Raw genomic sequence first — 20,146 nt, 5'->3', positions numbered from 1 at the left:
GCAAGTGGTGACTCTTGGTTGGGCACAAGACCTCCTTGGGTGAGGTCTTAGAACATATTCGTTCTCGAACTGGGAATGGCGCGGCATAAGGCCACTTTTAGTGCATATTAAGGTTTACCCTGAATCCTGCGCGAGGTTGGAGCAGCTTTGAACGAGGCGGCTTTCGTCCGCTGCGGGTCCTATTAAGGGAGTGTCGACATTCGGGCGGCAAGGGAACCTAACGGTCGCGACTTGGGCGCAGTCACTAGTGGGGTTAAGTGGCTATTCGTCCTGAAGGAGTGACGTTGAAGTTTCTGTCTGGTTCTCCCGAACAGTGCCATGTAACGCCGACTCAACGAAAAAGAGCCCTTGAATCAGCAACTTAGGCGGATTCATGTACACTCTTCGCCGTGGGTTGCCGCAGGGTTAACGCCCGGGCACTCTGATTTGCGTGGGGCTCATAACCCAGCCCCCGCAACCAGAATCCAAAAAGAGGCGCTCCGTGTGAGCGCCTCTTTGCTTTGTGGGTCAAGGTGGTGCGAGGTTCGCATGGATGAAGTCAACGACGAGAAGTCGCTCGAAGGGGCCCAGCCCGCTGGGGTGCCGACGCTGCGGGATGCGGCTGCGGTGGGGGAGTGGTTGAAGCGTGAAGCTGCTGCCCTGTTTTCGGGTACGCCCAAGCCGATCAAGTTGCACATCCAAAAGGATATCGAAGCGCGGTTTCCTGGGCAAATGACCAAGGCGGCGCTCACGGGCTTTTTGCGCCGACACACCAGCAGCACGTCCTACCTGATTGCCTTGACCAAGTCCGCCACCCGGTTCGACCTGGACGGACAGCCGGCGGGTGAATTGAGTGAGGCCCACCGGGCCGCAGCCAAAGAGGCGCTGGCCGAGCGCCGAGAGCGGCACCGTCAGCGCGAGGCTGAAATGGAGCAGGCGCGCCAGTGGCGCGCTGACTTGTTGCGCGATTGGGGTCGCAGCACGCTGTCCCGCACCAACTTCTGCGCCCTCAAAGGCGTTGCCGAGGCGGCCTTGGACGCGCTGCTCGAACAGGCACGCCAAGAAGCGGCGCAAGCCCTGCCGCGTCAGTCGGAGGGCCGCCCGTCTCGAGCTCCCCATGGCCGAGGTGGGGTCCGCGAGGATCGCCCGACGCCTGCGCGCGGGCCCCGTCAAACCTCAGCCAAACCGCGGTCCGACAAAAAACAGGGCTGATCAGCGTTCGACGCTCTTGCAGTCGGGGGCGCACACGCGTTCGGTGCGTCCCAGAATCTTCACGCTTTTCAAGCTGGTGGGCAGGCGATGCTTGCCACACTTAAAGCACGACCGCATGTGACCGCTGCCGAAAAACGGCGAACCGCTGATCTTGGCCTCGTACCGCAAGCCATCGTCGCGCACGGTCGTGTGGGTGTCCTGAAACATGAGCGAGGGCCCTGTCCGGTGAAGATGGATCATCCTAGGGCCCAGCTGCCCGCACCGCTCTAGCGATTTGCCCACCCCTGCCTTGGGCAGAAACGAAAACGCCCAGCGGGGCTGGGCGCTTTCTGGTGCGCTGGAAATCAATCAGGGCTTTTTGGTGGCCAACTGTTCTTCGAGTTCCTTGCACGAAGGCGCACAAACGGGTTGGCTCTTGCCCAGCAACTTGCGTGACTTGAGCATGGCCCGAGGGCGATGCTTTCCGCACAAGAAGCACGACATGGTCGCCGCTCCGAACGATGACGTGGCCGCAAACGGTGAGCCTGGGGCCTTGGACTTGTAGCGCAAGCCATCGGCTTCGATCAAGGTCTTGGTGGTTTCCTTTGCCACGCGATACCTGCCTGTTTTCTGAACATTGGGGGGCCCCGCACGGGGATGCGGCGGCGAACACGCTATTGTCGCTCATGCGGGCGATCTGAGACACCGGGATCGCCCCAAAAAGCCGAAGGGTTCTGTTGTCGAGGCCTCGGGCGGGGATTAACGCCCGGTGAACCGAGGCGGGCGACGGGCTTGCCAGGCCCGCACGCCCTCCTGCAAGTCCGTGGATTGCGCGCAGCGCTGCCGGTCTTGTTCGAGGGCCTCGCGGTCCAGGTTTCCGAAGGCGAGCGTGTTCAAGTGGCGTTTCATCCCCGACAGGGCCAGTGGTGCCAAGCTGGCGATTGTTTGCGCCTGATCTTGGACGCGCGCCCGCAGCGCCTCGACCGAAGGCAGGCACTCGTCCAGAAAGTGGCAATCCCGCATGGCCGCTGCATCCAGGGATTGACCCGCGAGCAGCAGGCGCTTGGCGGGCCCCATGCCCAATCGGGTGACCAATCGCCGCATGCCCCCGCCGTAGTAATGCAGCCCCAACCGGGCGGCCGGGATGGCCATCTGACAGGCGTCGGTGCCGAAGCGAAAGTCGCAGGCCAGCGCCAAATCGGTGGCGCCGCCCCACGCACCGCCCTGGAGGGCTGCCAGACTGATCTGAGGCAGGTTTTCAATGCGATCACACAGCCGCTCGAAGAGGGCTGGTGCGTCGACACCGGGGACGGCATCAATGTGAAAGCCGCTGCAAAAGTGTGCGCCTTGCGCTTGCAAAATCAGAACCCGCACGGCGGGGGACGTCCGCAAGGTCTCCACATGGGATTCGAGGCACTCCAGGTCCACCAGCTCCAAGCGGTTGGCTTGATCGGGGCGGCGCAGCGTGATCGTGGCGATGGGGCCGTCGCAAAGCAATTCAGGGGTGGCAGCACGGGTCATGGGGACATTGTCGGCGCCTAGAATCGCGCGTTTTCCCACCGGATCCGCCGGCGGGTCGTTTTCGCCTGCAAGGCATTCTTTGAAGAGTCGTCGCTGTGTTGATTTCCAATGCTTTTGCTCAAGCTGCCTCGCCGGCAGCCACCCCCGAGTCCAGCCTGATGAGCCTGCTGCCCTTGGTGGCGATGTTTGTGGTGCTGTACTTCATCATGATTCGCCCTCAGATGAAGCGCCAAAAGGAGCACAAGGCGATGATTGAAGCCTTGGCCAAAGGGGACGAAGTCGTGACCGCGGGGGGGCTGTTGGGGCGAGTCTCCAAATTGGGAGAGTCCACGCTGCATGTGGAATTGGCCGCGGGTGTTGAAGTGCAAGTTCAGCGGTCGGCCGTGGTGCAAGTGTTGCCCAAGGGCACCCTGAAGTAAGTTGACGTGAACCTGTTGCACCCGGCAACAGGTCGAACTGCTGCGGGGAATGCTGTCCCCGCGCCCCTGGGAGGGGCCATGAATCGCTATCCGCTCTGGAAATACCTAGTGCTCGCGGTGGCGCTGCTGATTGGAACGGTCTACACCTTGCCGAATTGGTTCGGTGAGGCGCCGGCTGTTCAAGTCTCCAGCGGCCGTGCCACCGTAAAAGTTACCGATGACACGCGTGTGCGCGTTACCAAGGCCCTGGCCGAGGCTGGCATCCAGCCGGACTTTGTGCAGTGGGAGGGAACCTCCGTGCGTGCGCGGTTGGCGGACACGGACCTGCAACTCAAGGCCAAGGACGCCATCGCCAAGGCCATGAATGCGGACGCGGCCAACCCCGACTACATCGTGGCTCTGAACCTAATTTCGCGTTCGCCCCAGTGGCTCACCAAGCTGCGGGCCTTCCCCATGTACCTGGGGTTGGATCTGCGGGGCGGCGTTCACTTCCTCATGGAGGTGGACATGAAGGCAGCCTTGGCCAAGAAAAACGATGCTTTGGTGGGGGATGTGCGCTCGCTGCTGCGGGACAAAGGCATCCGCCACGCTGGGGTGAGCAAAGAACCGGATGGGCTGGTGGTGGCGTTTCGTGACGCCGCGACACTGGACACGGCCAAGCTCTTCTTGAGCGAGAAGCTGGCCGACCTGGACTGGGTCTCCATCAGCCGGGAGGGCGAGCTGCAGCTGCGCGGTGCACTCAAGCCAGCGGCGCGTGTGGCGGTGCAGGAAGGCGCGCTGAAGCAAAACATCAACACGCTGCACAACCGGATCAACGAACTCGGCGTCGCGGAGCCCGTGATTCAGCAGCAGGGTTTGAACCGGGTCGTGGTGCAGCTGCCAGGCGTTCAAGATACGGCCAAGGCCAAGGACATCATTGGTCGCACGGCCACCTTGGAGGTTCGCTTGGTGGACGACAGCGCCGAGGCCACGGCGTCCTTGAGTGGCAACAGTCCCGTGCCTTTTGGTACGGAGCGCTACATGGAGCGCGGTGGCCAGGCCCTTATCGTGAAGCGCCAAGTCGTGTTGACTGGTGACAACCTGAATGATGCGCAGGCGGGCTTTGATGATCAGCAAAACCCAGCGGTTCATCTGACGCTGGATGCCCGGGGTGCGCGCATCTTCAAAGATGTCACCCGCGAAAACATCAACAAGCGCATGGCGATCTTGTTGTTCGAGAAGGGCAAGGGTGAAGTGGTGACGGCCCCCGTCATTCGCGGTGAAATTGGGGGCGGGCGCGTGCAAATCTCGGGGGCCATGACCGCCGAAGAGGCAGCAGACACCGCCCTGTTGCTGCGGGCCGGCTCCTTGGCCGCGCCGATGGAAATCATTGAAGAGCGCACCATCGGCCCGACGCTGGGCAAAGAAAACATTGATCGAGGTTTCCAGTCGGTGATCTGGGGCTTTGCCGCGGTGGCCGCCTTCATGTGCATGTACTACATGCTCTTCGGTTTGTTCTCCTCCCTGGCGCTGGGCTTCAACCTGCTCATGCTGGTGGCGGTGCTCTCCATGATGCAAGCCACGTTGAGCTTGCCGGGCATGGCGGCCATTGCGCTGGTGTTGGGGATGGCCATCGACTCCAACGTGCTGATCAACGAACGCATCCGCGAAGAGTTGCGGGCCGGCGTCGCGCCCCAGATGGCGATTCACCTGGGCTATGAGCGCGCGTTCGCCACGATCTTGGACTCCAATGTCACCACGCTGATTGCGGGTTTGGCGCTACTGGCCTTCGGCTCGGGTCCCGTGAAGGGTTTTGCCGTGGTGCATTGCCTGGGCATCTTGACGTCCATGTTCTCGGCCGTGATGTTCTCTCGCGGTTTGGTGAACCTCTGGTACGGCCGGCAGCGCAAGCTGCAATCGGTGGCCATCGGCCAGGTCTGGCGGGGCGGCACTCCCTCGCCCACTGAACCCGCCAACGTCGATTCGTCGGCCCGCTGAAGGACTCGCGTCATGGAATTTTTCCGAATCAAGCGGGACATCCCGTTCATGAAGCACGCGTTGATCTTCAACGTCGTGTCGTTTTTGACTTTTGCTGCGGCCGTCTTCTTCTTGGCCACCAAAGGGCTGAACTACTCCATTGAGTTCACCGGAGGGACGGTGGTGGAAGTGGAGTACGCGCACCCGGCGGATGTCCAGCACACGCGTGAGCTCATCGAGCCCATGGGCTTTGGCGAGATTCAGGTGCAAAAGTTCGGCAGCTCGCGCGATGTGATGTTGCGTCTGCCGGTGCGGCCAGGCCAGAAGCAGACCGAGGTGGTGGGTCAAGTGTTCGCCGTGTTGTGCAAGGCGGAGCAGGGGAGCATTGAGCAAAAAAGCTACGTGAGTGAGCAAGGCGAGACCATCAGCAAGACGGTCTGTGTGACTGCGCAGGGTGCCGAGCCCATCAAACTCAGCCGTAGCGAGGTGGTGGGGCCCTCGGTGGGCGACGAATTGGCCGCGGATGCAGCCAAGGCACTGGCCTTCACGGTCGTGGGCATCATGATTTACCTGGCCTTCCGTTTCGAGTGGAAGTTCTCGGTGGCCGGCATCATCGCCAACCTGCACGACGTGGTCATCATCCTGGGCTTTTTCGCGTTCTTCCAGTGGGAGTTTTCGCTCTCGGTGTTGGCGGCGGTGTTGGCGGTCCTGGGCTATTCGGTGAACGAGTCGGTGGTCATCTTCGACCGCGTTCGCGAAGCCTTCCGCAAGTACCGCAAGCTCACGACGCAGGAAGTCATTGATCACGCCATCACGTCCACCATGAGCCGGACGGTCATCACGCACGGAAGCACCCAGCTGATGGTGTTGTCCATGCTGATTTTTGGCGGTCCGACCTTGAAGTACTTCGCCGTTGCGCTCACCATCGGCATCTTGTTTGGCATTTATTCGTCGGTGTTCGTGGCGGCCGCCATTGCCATGTGGTTGGGCGTCAAGCGCGAAGATTTGGTGAAGGTGAGTGCCAAGACGGACGACCCGGATGACCCCCACGCGGGCGCTGTGGTGTAAGGTTCCTGCCTGAATATGCTGGTCATACTGCCGCGATGACGTCCCGCCCACCCGCCCACGACTTGGCCCAGGCTGCTCGCCGGGCCTATGTGGACACGCTGGTGAAGGGATCGGCCGCGGTGCCCACGGCGTTGACGCAGGCGCTGAAAAGCCGGCTGCTCAAGCCCGCGCCCGCTCGCCAAGCCTACGCGTGGCGGGATACCCTGGCGTCGATGCAGCAGCACGGCGCTGAGTGGCAGATGGGTATCTTGGTGCGCTTGCGGCAGGCGCTTAAAGGGACACCTCAGCCTTCGGCTCCTGTCTCCGCTACCGAATCAATGTCGCGGTTGGGGCTGGTGGAGGAATCCACCATCGAGCGCGAGATTTCAGGCGCTCGATTGGCGGCGACCCTGCGCGGTGAGCCGCTGGCCCAACTGAGTGATCTACAGGTGCGCATGCAGGCACTTGAGGGGCACGGCGAATTGGCTCCGGACGATTACTTGCGCCCCGAAGCCATGGCCCGGCTGTGGATTGAAGCTTGGGAAGAGGCCAAGCTGACGCCCGCCGATTGGCAAGCGCTCCAGGATGCGTTGGTCGAAGAGTTTGCGCACTGGCTGGGGCAGGGCTACCACCAGGCGAATCGGTGGTTGCTGGATCAGGGCGTGGCGCCCGAAGTGGATCTGCGCCCCTTCATTCGCCGTGCGCCCAACGCCCCCGTGCAGCCCGTGGGGCCGATGGCGCCGATGGGCCCCGACAGCAGCTCCGGACACGCTGCGCCGGTGGCCATGGGTCGCGGGATGGCTGCAGGAGGAGGGGGCGGCGATCGACGCGTGAGCCCGCAGGCCGAGCAGGCCCACATGATCCTGACCCAGTTGCAGGCGTTGGTGCAAGCCCAGGTTCAGCCCGCGGCGGGGCCAACTTTTGAAGCGACCGCGCCGCAAACGGGGGACACCCTCGCGCACGCGGCCCTGGCGGATCGCCCGGTTTCGCCGCGTTTGGGCGCCGCCTTGCAGCGGGCGCAGGGCGCGATGAATCGGGGGGCGCCGTCAAGCGACGCAGGGGCGGGCTCACTGGATGAGTTGCGGGCGCGCAGCCAAGCCTTCAAGCAGGTCTTGAAGCAGGCGGCGGGAACGGCCGAAGAGCGGGCCACCATTGAAGTGGTGGCCATGATGTTCCAAAGCCTGCTGCAGGAAGAGCGGCTGCCCGCCTCCGTGCGCGTGTGGTTTGCGCGCTTGCAGATGCCGGTGCTGCGGGTGGCAATCTCCGAGCCGGACTTCTTTGCCACCACGGACCACCCTGCGCGTCAACTCATCGACCGTATGGGCTGCTGCGTGATGGGCTTTGATGCCTCGGATGCCGCGGGTGAAGTGTTGGAGCGTGAAATCAAACGGGTGGTCCAGGTGGTCGAGGCCTACCCGGATACCGGTCGGCGGGTGTTCCAGACGGTGCTGACCGAGTTTGAACACTTCCTGTCCAATTTCTTCCAGCACGAAAACCCCAACACCCGGGCGGGCGTGTCGCTGGCGCAGCAAATTGAACAGCGTGAGACGCTGGCGATTCAATACACGATCGAATTGCGGCGCATGCTGTCGGACATGCACGTGGATGATCGCCTGCGCGATTTCCTGTTCCAGGTCTGGGCGGATGTGTTGGCGGTGACGGCGGTACGAGAGGGCAGTCAGGCCGAGGTCACGTTGCAAATGAAGCGCGCGGCGGCGGATCTGATTTGGTCGGCCAGCGCCAAGGGCTCACCAGAGGAGCGGGCCGAGGTGATTCGCCGGTTGCCGCAATTGCTAAAAACCTTGCGTGAAGGCATGGGCCATGCAGGGGTGACGGTGGCCAAGCAGGACGCCCACATCCGCACGCTGAATAACTTGCTGGCCACGGCCTTTACGGCGAAGGGGCCCGCCATTTCGCCCGATCGACTGGAAGAACTCAAGGACAACCTGCAGACTCTGGAGTCCATGCTGCCGGGGTTGGAAGGCGTGGAGCTCGACGAAGACCTGCTGCGCGACATTTCCGGGCACGAGACTGCTGGCTTGGATGTGGCGAGCGAAGGCGGTGAGCCGCCCACACCGGCCATGGTGGCTTGGGCGCGCGAGCTGCCCGTGGGCAGTTGGTATCGCCTGCAGTTCCGGGGGCGCGAGGAGTCGGTGCAGTTGGCCTGGGCCGGGGCACGGCACCAGCTGTTGTTGTTCGTCAACCCGAGCGGGCGGGCGGTGCTGTTCCCGCAAAAACGCCTGGCGGCCTATTTGCAAGCCGGTTTGATGAAGGCGGTGCAAGAAGAGTCGCTGACCATCAAGGCGGCGCGAGAGGCCTTGGCGCGCCTGGAAGCCAATCCCGCAGCGCTGCAGGCCTGACGGGGCAACGCCCTTACCCGTTCCCTCTGGGGGAGGCCCTGCGGATTCAGTGGATCTGACGGTCTTCGGTATCGACGAAGAGTTCGTCCAAGATGAGCGCATCGGGCTCTTCACCCAAGCACCAAAACACCATCAAGACCATGATCTTGAGGTCCTCCAGGGGGACGGGCTGGACCTCGAGTGCCAGCGCGCGTTCAAGCACCAACTCGCGCATGGCCGGGCGCAACACCCCTGCGCTGGACAAAAAGCTGATGAAATCAATGCAGGCGCTGCCCAAGTGGCTCCACTCCTGGGCGGTATAGACCCGAACGCTACTGGACTGCACGGGATCGTGCACGGTGTGCCGGGCTGCGGTCAAACCATCCAACCAGTGCAGGGCTTCTTTGATTTCGTCCTGCTCGAACCCCACGGCACTGAGCTTGCGCTGCAATTGGGCCGGCTCGGGGCAGGCATCGGGCCGCCAGTAGGTTTCGTAGAGGTAGACGAGGACGTCAAACATGCGAATGATGATAGCCGAGCGGGCTTCGCCTACAGCGCCTGGGATTGAGGGGGAATTCCCCGTCTCAGGCGCGTGCAAGGCGCCGAAATCGATCGCCGGGGAGTCGTTGAATGCGGCCCTCGAGTTCCAAGCTGAGCAAGCGCCCCAACAGTTCGGGGACCGAGCCCCCGAGGCGGGCGTGCAACGCATCGAATCCGAGTTCGTCCACGCCCAGGGCGACAACGACTGGGTCGGAGGCGGGGCCGGAGCCAAGCACCGGGGCGTCGACGGGCAAGGCGGAGGGCATCACGGTTTGGGGGGATGGCATTTCATCCAGAATGTCTTGTGGGCATTGCACCAGCTTGGCGCCTTGTTGGATGAGCCAATGGCAGCCCTGCGATTGCAGGGAGCGGATGGAGCCGGGGATGGCAAACACCTCGCGGTTGGCCTCGGAGGCCAAGCGGGCGGTGACCAACGAGCCTGACTTCAGGGCGGCCTCCACCACCAGGCAGGCTTGACTGAGGCCTGCAATGATGCGATTGCGCACCGGGAAGTGAGCCGGTATGGGCGGTGTACCGGGCGGATGCTCACTGATCAGGAGGCCGTGCTCGGCGATGCGGGCGGCCAAGGCGCGGTGTCGGGGTGGATAGATTTGATCCAGCCCGGTTCCCAGCACCGCCCAAGTCACACCGGACTTGAGCGCGCCGCTGTGGGCCGCACCATCGATGCCCAAGGCCAAGCCGGACACCACCGCCCATCCTGCGCCTGCCGCCCACTCAGCGTACTCACGGGCCGTCTCGAGACCCGCGGCGGTGGGGTGACGGCTGCCGACGATCGCAAAACCCGGTTGATGGAGTTGGTCTCTCCGGCCTTCCAGAAACAAGGCCAGCGGCGGGTCCGGGCTGTGCAGCAGCGCGGAGGGGTAGTCGGCGTCGGCCAACGTCAACACGCTGCGGTTGGGGCCCCCTTCGAGCCAGTTCCGGCTACGGGACAGGCGGTCTTGTGCATCGGCTGACAGTGGCCCCAAGGCGGCCGCGGCCGCCTCGGGGTCCGAGCCGTGCGCGGCCAGTGAGCGGCGTGCCTGCGCTCGACTCTGCGACAGCGTCAGGCGCAGCCACGCGACGGCGTCAGACCGAGGCGGGTGCCCTGGCGGCGTCATTGCGGGGAACTGAATCGATCTCCGGCGCTCACGGGTTCTTGGACCGAAATGACCAGGGCATAGGCCACGCGCTTAAAGGTTTGGAAGACAAAGAGCGTGCCATGTGCCTCATCGGGCAAGCGCAGGTTGTCATTGCGCTCGTCCGTGCGGTCCTTGACCACCCGGCCCGCGCGCCACAAGCTGAGCACATGGCCCCGCGACAGCCCATCGGCACTGCCGCGGTTGAGGGCCACGATCTGGTTCTGGCCGGCCGTGATGGCGTCCCCGTACACCGAGATGATGCGGCCATCCAGTCGCTTGTCGGGGTGATGGGGAACGTAGCGGGAGTACTGGCGAGCCGGCAGTGGCGCGAGCCGGTCACCCACGCCCACTTCTTGGCGGATGTGGCGAATGCGGATGGTTGCGGGGACCTCCAGCGTGCTGCCGTCCACCTGTGCCTGGCCGGCGGGGCGGGTGACGTCCGCCGTGCCCACGAACGCCGACTCGTAGCCCAGCACCGTGCCGGTGTCCGGATCACGCAAGGGTTTGCCGCTGCGGAACAACCGATAGGTATCGGCCTTGGACTGCAAGCCCCGAACATAGGCGGTTTCCCCCTGGGACACCATGACGCGGCCTTCCTGTGTGGCCACCACCCGTGGCGCGGCTGCGAACTCATCGCCGTCCAGCACCACGGCTTCATTCAGGAAGGGTTCAATCAGATGCTGCGGAATTGCTGCGATTGCGTTGTCGGGCAGATCGGCGATCCGCACACGGGGTGCCAGGCGTTCATCGCCGGAGGGCGCAGCGGCTCCATCGACTTGCAACAGGGCGCGCCCGTCTTGCCGGACCAGCACCAAGGTTTGACCGGGGTAGATCAAGTGCGGGTTGGCAATCTGCGTCTTGTTCATGCCCCACAACTCAGGCCACCGCCAGGGGCTGGTCAAAAACAAGGACGAGATGCCCCACAGGGTGTCCCCCGCTTTGACCACATGGCGCTCGGGCGCATTGGGGGCCAAGTCGGCCAGCGCCACCCCTTTTTGTGCGACCTGCTCGGCGCGAGATTGCTGCTCCGTGGTGACAGGGTAGGAGGCGGCCAGGGCGGTTTGCGCCAAGGTACCCAACAGGGCGGACGCGATCCAGGTCTTTTGACGGTATTTCAAGGGGCTCTCCCGTTGAGTGGCGGCCCAAGGCCGGTCACCAGCAAGGTCAGCAGGGCTGGGCGACAATTCCAACTCTGCGGCTGCTTGGCATTCTGCCGGTTTCGTTGCCCTTTGCAGCGCTTCTGAACGCGGCGAGTCCTTGCGGGCTTTCCCTGCGGCGTTGCGGCTGCCCCACAACCGCTCTCTTGGCGAAACATTCCGACACGTCCATGGCACTCTTGAACATCTTGCGTTATCCCGATCCCCGCTTGCACACCGTGGCCCGCCCGGTGGAGTCGGTGGACGCGAACATCGTCCAGTTGGTCGACGACATGCTGGCGACGATGTATGCGGCGGAGGGGGTGGGCTTGGCGGCAACCCAGGTCGACGTGCACCAACGGGTGGTGGTGATGGACACCTCGGAAGAGCGCAACCAACCCCGCGTGATGATCAACCCCGAGATCATTGAAGCCAGCGCGGACATGGCGGAGGGTGAGGAGGGCTGCTTGTCGGTGCCTCAAACCTACGACAAGGTGCGCCGGCACAAGAAAGTGAAGGTGCGCGCACTGGACCGCAGTGGGCAAGCCTATGAGTTTGAGGCCGAGGGCTTGCTGGCGGTTTGCGTTCAGCACGAGCTGGATCACTTGATGGGCAAGGTTTTTGTGGAGTACCTGAGCCCGCTGAAACGGGACCGCATCAAAAGCAAGCTGCAAAAACGGGCCCGAGAAGAGCAGCAGCATGTCCCGGCCCGCCGGGGTTTCTGATGCGGTTGGTGTTTGCGGGCACGCCGGAGTTCGCGGCGCAGGCGCTGGATGCGCTGGTGCTGGCCGGCCACAAGGTGGTGGGCGTGCTCACGCAGCCCGATCGCCCCGCAGGCCGCGGTATGAAGCTGCAGGCCTCGCCGGTCAAGCAGCGGGCGCTGGCGGCAGGCATTGCGGTTGCGCAGCCTCAGAGCTTGCGCTTGGATGGTCGCTTTGCTGCGGATGCCCAGGCGGCTCGGGCCCAACTGCAAAGTTGGGCGCCGGAACTGATGGTGGTGGCCGCCTACGGGCTGATCCTGCCGCAATGGGTGCTGGACTTGCCGCCCCAGGGGTGCCTCAATATCCATGCCTCGCTGCTGCCGCGCTGGCGCGGGGCGGCTCCCATCCAGCGCTGCATCGAGGCCGGCGACGCGCAGACGGGCGTCACCCTCATGCAGATGGATGCGGGGTTGGATACCGGCGCCATGCGGTGGGTGGAAGCCTTGCCCTTGGCGACGGACGAAACGGCGGCGAGCCTGCACGACCGGCTGGCAGCGCAGGGCGCGCGGCTGGTCGTCCAGGCTTTGGAGCGGTGGCCCACCTTGCCGCTTGAGCCCCAGCCCGAGCAAGGGGTGACCTATGCCGCCAAGATTGACAAACGGGAAGCCTGGATCGATTGGCAGCGTCCGGCTGCAGAGATTGAACGTCGGCTGCGGGCCTTTGACCCGTTTCCGGGCGGGCAGGCTGCGTGGCGCGGGGCGGGCTTCAAAGTATGGCGCGTCCGGGTTGAATCCGGTCAGGGGGCGCCGGGAACGGTGCTGGCCCTGCATGCTGAGGGCCCCGAAATTGCCTGCGGCGACGGCAGCGTGGTGCTGACCGAATTGCAACGCCCTGGCGGCCGCCGGGGTCCCGCCGCGCTCCAGGCCACCAGTCTCGGGCTGGTTTTGGGGGAGCCGCTCGATTCCCAACCGCCCGAGGCTTGATGATGCGAGAGTTGCCCCCAACTGGGGACGCACCGTTCCTTTGGGCTCGCTAGGAGGCGCAGCAGTCATGTTCAATTTGTTCAAAACCGCGGTTTTGATGGCCGCCATCACGGCCTTGTTCATGGTGTGCGGGCGCTTGCTTGGTGGGCAGACCGGCATGATGCTGGCGCTGCTTTTCGCACTGGGCATGAACTTCTTCAGCTACTGGTTCTCAGACCAAATGGTGCTGAAGATGTACAACGCGCAGGAGGTCGATGCCCAGACGGCCCCCCGCCTCTATGCGATGGTTCAGGAGCTCGCGGCCAAGGCGGACCTGCCGATGCCGCGCGTGTATTTGATCGATGAGGCGGCGCCCAACGCGTTTGCCACGGGGCGCAACCCCGACCACGCGGCAGTAGCGGCCACGACGGGGATCTTGCGCTTGCTGTCGGAGCGCGAACTGCGGGGGGTGATGGCCCATGAATTGGCCCACGTTCAACATCGGGACATCCTCATTTCCACCATCAGCGCCACCATGGCTGGCGCCATTTCTGCGCTGGCTAACTTTGGCATGCTGTTTGGCGGCAGGGACTCCGAGGGGCGGCCGGCCAATCCCTTGGTCGGACTGGCGGTTGCGATTCTGGCGCCGCTGGCGGCCAGCTTGATTCAAATGGCCATCAGCCGGGCGCGCGAGTTTGAGGCGGACCGCCGTGGGGCTGAGATCAGCGGCGACCCGCGAGCGCTGGCCAGTGCGTTGGAGCGCATCCAGCAGTACGCCCAAGGGCGCATTCCGCTGGCCGCCGCCGAGGCCCATCCGGAAACCGCGCAAATGATGATCATGAACCCGCTGTCGGGCGGCGGACTGCGCGGTTTGTTCAGCACCCACCCCCAGACCGAAGAGCGCGTGGCGCGGCTGCTCGCCATGGCGGCAGACCGCTGAAGCGGAAGAAAGTCCGTTAAAACCGGGGCTGTTCCCGCTCAAGCTGCGCGTTCAAGCGACGAAAACCGTTCATGCGTGCTCTGTTTCGACTTGTTCCTGTGCTGGCGCTGCTCACGGCCTGTGAGCAACTCGGCATTGAGGATCCCGCCAAAGTGGCGGCCGCCAAAGAGGCCGAAGGCAAGGCCATTGGGTCGGCATGCCGGCATGCCATGCGCGCCATCGAAGACTGCTACACCTTGAACCCCAAGGCCAACAAAGCGGCGGTCTACACCGGCTGGCGGGAGATGGACGAGTACATGCGGGAGAACAAGCTGGAAGGGGTCGCCCCGGTGGTTCCAAAGGCGGAACCGAAGAAGCCCAAGGCGGACGAGGAAGAAGAGCCCGCGCCCAAAAAGTCGGCCAAAACGGCGTCGCACTGAGCCGGTGCCCCGCGTCTTGGGGCGGGGCTCCCCGTTCGTCGACCAAATTGGCGTTTCATCCGCGCGCAGCATCGACTGGTCGCGAGCCCCTTGGCCTCCCCCGATGGCGAAGCGAGGATGCCCCCATCAACAACCTGATGGAGCTTCTCATGACCTTCGCCCGCCGTCTTTTCTTGAGTTCAGTTGCCGCAGCCGCCCTCGTGGGAAGTGCGGCGGCGGTGGCGTGGACATTTCAAACCGGCGACGGCACCGTGGTGCGGGGGGACGGTCAGGTCAAGCGCGAAGCACGGGCGCTCACTGGGTTTGATGCCATCGCCGTTTCGGGGGGTGTCGAGCTCAAAGTGCGTCAGGCGGGCGCCTCTCGGGTGGAATTGGAGGCGGATGGCAACCTCCTGCCGTATGTCGAAACGCAAGTGGTGAATGGCGCCAAGGGCCGCACGCTCGAAATCAAGGTCAAGCGGGGCTACACCGTGCAATCGCGCCAGCCCCTGCGGATTGAAGTGGACCTGCCGGAATTGCGGGCGCTGGCTGTTGCAGGCTCCGGCTCCGCCGACGTGCAAGCCTTTAAAACGGAGGCGCTGAAGATCAGTGTGGCGGGTTCCGGCACGGTGAAAGCGCCGCAATTGGAGGCGGGCTCGGTGCAGATGAACGTCTCCGGCACGGGGGATGTGCACGTCGGGGGGCGCGCCAAGGAGGCTCAGGTGTCGGTGGCGGGCAGTGGGGATGTGGTCGCCGACCAGTTGGCGGCCGACGCGGTGAAAGTGTCCATCGCTGGCAGCGGGGATGTGAACGTTCAAGCGAACAAGACCTTGAAGGTGTCGATCGCCGGCAGTGGCAGCGTGGTCTACAGCGGGACAGCCGAAGTCAGTCAGAGCATTGCGGGCAGTGGGTCGGTGACCCGCCGCTGAGCGCGTAAGGCGCCGCAGCGAAGAAGAAGGCTCTAGCAAACCCGGGCGGCGAGAATGCCGCTCTTGTGCTGACTTCCATTCGCGCGCTGTGGCGCCACCCTGAATTCCGACTCGGCGCCCGGCAGATGGCCGGGCCCGCGTTAGGGCTCGCCGCCTGGGGGCTGGTGACGGGTGTGGCCATGGTCAAAAGTGGCCTGACGGTGGCCCAGGCCCTGGGCATGGCGCTACTGGTCTTTGCTGGCAGTGCCCAGTTGACGGCGTTGCCGCTGATGATGGCCCAGGCCCCGTTCTGGGTCATCGCCGCAGCCGCCTTTTGCGTCAACCTGCGCTTTGTGATCTTCAGCGCCAAGTGGCGCCTTTATTTCGGCCACTTGCCCCGCGCCCGTCGACTCTTGATGGGCTATCTGGCGGGGGACCTGACCTTTGTGAACTTTCTGCGCCGCTTTCCAGTGGCCGAGCCCGGGCCCGGCCAAGCGCCTTACTTTTGGGGCGCGGTGGCCGTCAATTGGGGGGCGTGGCAGGCGGCTTCGGTGGTGGGCATCGTGGCCGCCCACGACATTCCGGCTCACTGGGGCTTGGGTTTCGCCGGGGTGCTGGCGCTGCTGGGCATGGCGTACGCGCTGCTTCAAGAGCGGGCTCAGTGGATTGTTGCGGGCGTTGCGGCGGCGGTGGCCTTGCTGGCCTACCACTTGCCGCTCAAGCTGTACATCATGGCGGCCATCGTGGCGGCGGGCGCCGTGGGGTGGGCCCTCGATCGACGGGGCAGCGATGAGCGACGCTGAGGTGTGGGCCACCATCGCGGGGCTGGCGGCCATTTCGGTCGTCGCGCGCAGCTTTTTCATGATCAGCAACGAGCCCTGGCCCCTACCCGGTTGGGCCCGCGCGGTACTCAAAGTCGCGCCCTTGGCGGTCTTGGTGGCGGTCATCGCGCCCGAGGTGTTCATGACGCAAGGCGAAATCATCGCCACATGGCGCGACCCCCGGTGGCCTGCCGTGCTGGCGGCGAGCGGCTACTTCTTTTGGCGGCGCGGCATTCTGGGCACCATCTTGGTGGGCATGACGGTGATGCTCCTGCTCAAACTGGGCCTCGGTTGGTAAGCTTTCTCCCAAATTCTTTTTTCATTTGCAGTGACTCCCATGAAAGTGATTCGTTTTTCAGACCTCGTCGCTCAAGGCCAAGTGGCCGGCAAGCGGGTCTTCATCCGCGCCGACCTCAACGTGCCGCAGGACGACGCCGGCCGCATCACCGAGGACACCCGGATCCGCGCTTCGCTGCCCGCCATTCGCATGGCGCTCGACGCGGGCGCCGCCGTGATGGTCACCTCGCACCTGGGCCGCCCGACCGAAGGCGAATTCAAGCCCGAGGATTCGCTGGCGCCGGTGGCGGAGCGCATGGCCGAGCTGCTGGGGCGCCCGGTCAAGCTGGTGGCCAACTGGGTGGACGGCGTGCACGTGGCGCCCGGCGAGCTGGTGCTGCTGGAGAACTGCCGCCTCAACAAGGGCGAGAAAAAGAACAGCGAAGAGTTAGCCAAAAAGCTGGGACAGCTTTGCGACATTTTTGTGCACGATGCCTTTGGCACGGCGCACCGCGCCGAGGGCACGACCTACGGCATCGCCCAGTTCGCCCCGCAGGCCTGCGCCGGCCCGCTGCTCGCTGCCGAGATCGATGCCATCAGCCAGGCCTTGGCCAACCCCAAGCGGCCGCTGCTGGCCATCGTGGCCGGCTCCAAGGTCAGCACCAAGCTGACCATCTTGCAGTCCCTGGCCAAGAACGTGGACGGGCTGATCGTGGGCGGGGGCATTGCCAACACCTTCATGCTGGCGGCGGGTCTGAAGATCGGCAAAAGCCTCGCCGAGCCGGACCTCTTGAGCGAGGCCCAGGCGGTGATCGAAGCCATGAAGGCGCGCGGTGCCGAGGTCCCCATCCCCGTGGATGTGGTCTGCGCCAAGGCCTTTGCGGCCAATGCCCCGGCCACGGTGAAGGCGGCCACCGAGGTGGACGATGACGACCTGATTCTGGACATCGGACCCAAGACCGCAGCCCTGTTGGCGGACAAGCTCAAATCGGCCGGCACCGTGGTTTGGAATGGCCCGGTGGGCGTGTTTGAGTTCGACGCCTTTGCGCAGGGCACCGAGACCATCGCCCGCGCCATTGCCGACTCGTCGGCCTTTTCCATTGCTGGGGGGGGCGACACCTTGGCTGCGATTGCCAAGTACGGCATCACGGAGCAGGTGAGCTACATCAGCACCGGCGGTGGGGCGTTCTTGGAGGTTCTCGAGGGCAAAACCTTGCCCGCGTTTGAGATCCTCAGCCGTCGCGCCGCGGGCTGAAACTCCGTTGTACCCCGGCACGGCGTTGTAACCGTATCATCCGCAGATTAAGTAATTGAGTTACATCATGAGCCGTGCCACCAAGATCGTCGCCACCCTGGGCCCCGCGTCCTCTACCCCTGAGGTGCTGGAAGCCATGATTCGGGCCGGGGTGGATGTGGTGCGACTGAACTTCAGCCACGGCAAGGCGCAGGACCACATCGACCGGGCCAGGTTGGTGCGCGAGGCGGCCCAGCGCGTGGGCAAAGAGGTGGCCTTGATGGCCGACCTTCAAGGCCCCAAGATCCGGGTGGGCAAGTTCGCCGACGGCAAAGTGATGCTCGAAAACGGCGCCCGCTTTGTTCTGGACGCCGACCGCACCGAGTTGGGTGACGTGGGTGCGGTGGGTCTGGATTACAAGGAGCTGCCGCGTGACGTCAAGCCTGGCGACACCCTGCTGCTCAACGACGGTTTGATCGTGCTCACTGTGGAAGCCGTGCGCGGTGCTGCGGTGCACACCGTGGTGAAGATCGGCGGGGAGCTGAGCAACAACAAAGGCATCAACAAGCAAGGCGGGGGCCTCACCGCGCCGGCCCTGACCGGCAAGGACATGGAGGACATCAAAACCGCCATGTCGTTCCAATGCGAGTACTTGGCGGTGTCCTTCCCCAAGAGCGCGACGGACATGGAGCTCGCCCGACAACTCGCCAACGTGGCCGGTGAGCCGTATCGCCACAAGCCCGGCCTGATTGCCAAGATCGAACGCAGCGAGGCCATTCCGCAACTGGAGGCCATCCTGAAGGCCAGTGACGGCATCATGGTGGCGCGGGGCGACTTGGCGGTTGAGGTGGGCAATGCGGCCGTGCCGGCACTGCAAAAGCGCATGATCAAAATGGCGGCGGAGATGGACAAGCTGACCATCACCGCCACGCAGATGATGGAGTCCATGATCGTCAACCCGGTGCCCACCCGTGCCGAGGTGAGTGATGTGGCCAATGCGGTCCTCGATGGCACCGACGCCGTGATGTTGAGCGCCGAAACGGCGGCCGGCAAATACCCGGTCGAAACCATCGAACAAATGGCAGCCATTGCGCTGGAGGCAGAACGGGCGGAGTACGTCAGCATTGAAACGGACTTCGCCGATCGCCGCTTTGCCCGCATCGATCAGTCCATCGCCATGGGGGCGCTGTTCACTGCGCACCACCTGGGATGCAAAGCCATCCTGGCGTTGACCGAGTCGGGTTCCACGGCTCTGTGGATGAGCCGCCATCGCATCCACGTGCCGATCTACGCGTTGACCACGCAATTGGTGAGTCAGCGCAAGATGGGCCTCTACCGCAACGTGACCCCGCTCTTGATGCCGCGGATGGATGACCGCGACACCGCGCTGCTGGCGGCCGAAAAATTGCTGGTGGAGCAGGGTGTGCTGATGCCTGGCGACACCTACGCGATCACTTGTGGGGAGCCCATGGGCTACCCCGGCGGAACCAACATGCTCAAGGTGTGCCGCGTGGCCTGACGCCAGAGAATCTGGCGAGCGCAGCGCTTCAGACCAGGTCGAACAGCGACTGCGCGCCGACGACCAGGCTCAAGACGGGCAGTAGCTTCCAGGAGCTCAGGGCACGCACCAGGGCCTCGGGAGTCCAGCGACCGGCAGGCTGTTCAATCCAACGAAAAAACGAATGGGCCGTGCCATACGACAGGCCGGCTGCCAACGTTAGCGTCATGGGGGCCCAGGCGGTCGGACTACCTGCGAGTTCAAAGCCGGCATTGACCAGCAGCAAGACAGGGAAGTGCGTCAAAAAGAGCGCGTAAGCGCGCTGGCCCAGGTACCCTGAGACCGCCGCCATGGAGCCCGCGGGCAGTGATTGCCAGGGCATCCACATCAGCGCCACGGAGGTTGCCAACGCCAGCGCCAAGCGGCCGCGAGGCTCAATGACCCAGGCGGCGGCAACGCCCAAGGTGACCAAGGCGAATGCCGCATGGCCCCGAAACCCGAGCTGGGGCAGACGCTGGGCCAGTGCCCCCAGGCCATAGGCTGCAAAAAAGTAAGGCGCCCAGTTGTCCCAGTCGCTCCAGCGATTGAAGACCAGCGCGGAGGCCAAGGCCAAGCCCGCGATCCAGATCAAGGGGCGCCGGCGCGCCATCAACCACCACAGCATCACATACAACTGGAAGTCGATGGCCACATACCATGCTCCGACAGTCAAGGACTCTTGATCCAAGATGCCGTGTAACAGCAACGCATGCGCCAGCAGTTGCCCCAGATCGAGGTCGGTGGGGGCCAGCTCGGGTAGCCAGCGCAGGGTCAGAACGTGAGCGACGAGCGTGAGTGCGACGGCCGCCATGAAGGGAAGGGTGAGGCGCAGGTACCGTCGGATCAAGGGGCTGCGAGACTCCGGGCGCAGGCTCCCCGCCGCCAAGTAGCCGCCGATCACCAGAAACACGTGCACGGCAAATCGACCAAAGTCTTGTAGCCATGCGGCGGGAGCGGGTGTCACCTCCGTTAGCGCCTGTGCCAGCGGACCATACAGCGCGCCGTGGTGCAGCAAAATCAACAAGGCGGCTACGGCTTTGAGCCCATCCAGGGGCCAAAACCGAGCCGCCGCAACAGCGGAGTGGGCCATAGGATTTGGGGG

General features: G+C 64.2%; 21 protein-coding genes. 14 read left to right on the top strand and 7 right to left on the bottom strand.

Features of this window, described 5'->3' with window-relative positions; translation table 11 throughout:
• Positions 1 to 528: 528 nt before the first annotated feature.
• Positions 529 to 1,191, top strand: a complete 663-nt coding sequence (locus I7X43_RS13945) for a ProQ/FINO family protein (RefSeq protein ID WP_198101566.1) — start codon at positions 529 to 531, stop codon at positions 1,189 to 1,191.
• On the opposite strand, the gene I7X43_RS13940 is transcribed toward I7X43_RS13945, so the two are convergent.
• From I7X43_RS13940 to I7X43_RS13930, 3 genes are all read right to left on the bottom strand, one after another.
• Positions 1,192 to 1,398, bottom strand: coding sequence for a hypothetical protein (locus I7X43_RS13940; protein WP_198101565.1), 207 nt, complete (start codon positions 1,396 to 1,398; stop codon positions 1,192 to 1,194).
• A 141-nt stretch (positions 1,399 to 1,539) separates the two neighbouring features.
• Positions 1,540 to 1,782: a hypothetical protein gene (locus I7X43_RS13935; protein WP_198101564.1), complete on the bottom strand. Its 243-nt coding sequence runs from the start codon at positions 1,780 to 1,782 to the stop codon at positions 1,540 to 1,542.
• Between the two features lie 147 nt (positions 1,783 to 1,929).
• A complete protein-coding gene (locus I7X43_RS13930) occupies positions 1,930 to 2,691 on the bottom strand; it encodes an enoyl-CoA hydratase/isomerase family protein (protein WP_198101563.1) in 762 nt (253 codons plus the stop codon).
• Positions 2,692 to 2,786: 95 nt separating this feature from the next.
• Between I7X43_RS13930 and yajC the strand changes: the two genes are divergently transcribed.
• From yajC to I7X43_RS13910, 4 genes are all read left to right on the top strand, one after another.
• The gene (gene yajC / locus I7X43_RS13925) at positions 2,787 to 3,110 is read left to right on the top strand and encodes a preprotein translocase subunit YajC (RefSeq protein ID WP_198101562.1); all 324 of its coding nucleotides are present in this window, start codon (positions 2,787 to 2,789) and stop codon (positions 3,108 to 3,110) included.
• A 78-nt stretch (positions 3,111 to 3,188) separates the two neighbouring features.
• Positions 3,189 to 5,087: a protein translocase subunit SecD gene (gene secD, locus I7X43_RS13920; RefSeq protein WP_198101561.1), complete on the top strand. Its 1,899-nt coding sequence runs from the start codon at positions 3,189 to 3,191 to the stop codon at positions 5,085 to 5,087.
• Positions 5,088 to 5,099: 12 nt separating this feature from the next.
• A complete protein-coding gene (gene secF, locus I7X43_RS13915; RefSeq protein WP_198101560.1) occupies positions 5,100 to 6,134 on the top strand; it encodes a protein translocase subunit SecF in 1,035 nt (344 codons plus the stop codon).
• 35 nt (positions 6,135 to 6,169) lie between these two features.
• Positions 6,170 to 8,473, top strand: a complete 2,304-nt coding sequence (locus I7X43_RS13910; protein WP_198101559.1) for a DUF1631 family protein — start codon at positions 6,170 to 6,172, stop codon at positions 8,471 to 8,473.
• Between the two features lie 46 nt (positions 8,474 to 8,519).
• Here the strand turns inward: I7X43_RS13910 and I7X43_RS13905 are convergent, their stop codons facing one another.
• The 3 genes from I7X43_RS13905 to I7X43_RS13895 all read right to left on the bottom strand — a co-directional run bounded on the left by I7X43_RS13905 (position 8,520) and on the right by I7X43_RS13895 (position 11,249).
• Positions 8,520 to 8,972 carry a Smg family protein gene (locus I7X43_RS13905; protein WP_198101558.1) on the bottom strand — a complete coding sequence of 151 codons (453 nt, stop codon included), beginning with the start codon at positions 8,970 to 8,972 and terminating at the stop codon, positions 8,520 to 8,522.
• A gap of 64 nt (positions 8,973 to 9,036) precedes the next feature.
• Positions 9,037 to 10,110, bottom strand: a complete 1,074-nt coding sequence (gene dprA / locus I7X43_RS13900; protein ID WP_198101557.1) for a DNA-processing protein DprA — start codon at positions 10,108 to 10,110, stop codon at positions 9,037 to 9,039.
• Positions 10,107 to 11,249: a LysM peptidoglycan-binding domain-containing protein gene (locus I7X43_RS13895; RefSeq protein ID WP_198101556.1), complete on the bottom strand. Its 1,143-nt coding sequence runs from the start codon at positions 11,247 to 11,249 to the stop codon at positions 10,107 to 10,109. Before I7X43_RS13895 ends, dprA begins: the two co-directional genes overlap by 4 nt.
• A 209-nt stretch (positions 11,250 to 11,458) precedes the next feature.
• On the opposite strand from I7X43_RS13895, the gene def reads away from it, so the two are divergent.
• From def to pyk, 9 genes are all read left to right on the top strand, one after another.
• Positions 11,459 to 11,992: a peptide deformylase gene (gene def, locus I7X43_RS13890; protein WP_198101555.1), complete on the top strand. Its 534-nt coding sequence runs from the start codon at positions 11,459 to 11,461 to the stop codon at positions 11,990 to 11,992.
• Positions 11,992 to 12,951, top strand: a complete 960-nt coding sequence (gene fmt, locus I7X43_RS13885; RefSeq protein WP_198101554.1) for a methionyl-tRNA formyltransferase — start codon at positions 11,992 to 11,994, stop codon at positions 12,949 to 12,951. The genes def and fmt overlap by 1 nt, the downstream gene beginning before the upstream one ends.
• A 67-nt stretch (positions 12,952 to 13,018) precedes the next feature.
• Positions 13,019 to 13,870 (top strand): zinc metalloprotease HtpX, encoded by an 852-nt coding sequence (gene htpX / locus I7X43_RS13880; protein ID WP_198101553.1) that lies wholly within the window; start codon positions 13,019 to 13,021, stop codon positions 13,868 to 13,870.
• A gap of 71 nt (positions 13,871 to 13,941) precedes the next feature.
• Entirely contained in the window at positions 13,942 to 14,289 is a 348-nt protein-coding gene (locus I7X43_RS13875; protein WP_198101552.1) for a hypothetical protein, read from the top strand.
• 149 nt (positions 14,290 to 14,438) lie between these two features.
• Positions 14,439 to 15,197 carry a head GIN domain-containing protein gene (locus tag I7X43_RS13870; protein WP_198101551.1) on the top strand — a complete coding sequence of 253 codons (759 nt, stop codon included), beginning with the start codon at positions 14,439 to 14,441 and terminating at the stop codon, positions 15,195 to 15,197.
• Between the two features lie 65 nt (positions 15,198 to 15,262).
• Positions 15,263 to 15,979, top strand: coding sequence for an AzlC family ABC transporter permease (locus I7X43_RS13865; protein WP_310737576.1), 717 nt, complete (start codon positions 15,263 to 15,265; stop codon positions 15,977 to 15,979).
• Positions 15,966 to 16,295, top strand: a complete 330-nt coding sequence (locus I7X43_RS13860) for a branched-chain amino acid transport AzlD family protein (RefSeq protein ID WP_198101550.1) — start codon at positions 15,966 to 15,968, stop codon at positions 16,293 to 16,295. The genes I7X43_RS13865 and I7X43_RS13860 overlap by 14 nt, the downstream gene beginning before the upstream one ends.
• Before the next feature lie 39 nt (positions 16,296 to 16,334).
• Positions 16,335 to 17,528: a phosphoglycerate kinase gene (locus I7X43_RS13855; RefSeq protein ID WP_198101549.1), complete on the top strand. Its 1,194-nt coding sequence runs from the start codon at positions 16,335 to 16,337 to the stop codon at positions 17,526 to 17,528.
• 67 nt (positions 17,529 to 17,595) lie between these two features.
• On the top strand, positions 17,596 to 19,026 hold the full coding sequence (gene pyk / locus I7X43_RS13850; protein WP_198101548.1) for a pyruvate kinase: 1,431 nt from the start codon (positions 17,596 to 17,598) through the stop codon (positions 19,024 to 19,026).
• 28 nt (positions 19,027 to 19,054) lie between these two features.
• Here the strand turns inward: pyk and I7X43_RS13845 are convergent, their stop codons facing one another.
• A complete protein-coding gene (locus I7X43_RS13845; RefSeq protein WP_198101547.1) occupies positions 19,055 to 20,134 on the bottom strand; it encodes an acyltransferase family protein in 1,080 nt (359 codons plus the stop codon).
• Between the last annotated feature and the right edge of the window lie 12 nt (positions 20,135 to 20,146).

This window comes from Inhella gelatinilytica, assembly GCF_016093295.1.
GTDB classification, from domain to species: Bacteria; Pseudomonadota; Gammaproteobacteria; order Burkholderiales; family Burkholderiaceae_C; genus Inhella; species Inhella gelatinilytica.
This window is presented reverse-complemented; position numbering and strand designations above follow the sequence as displayed.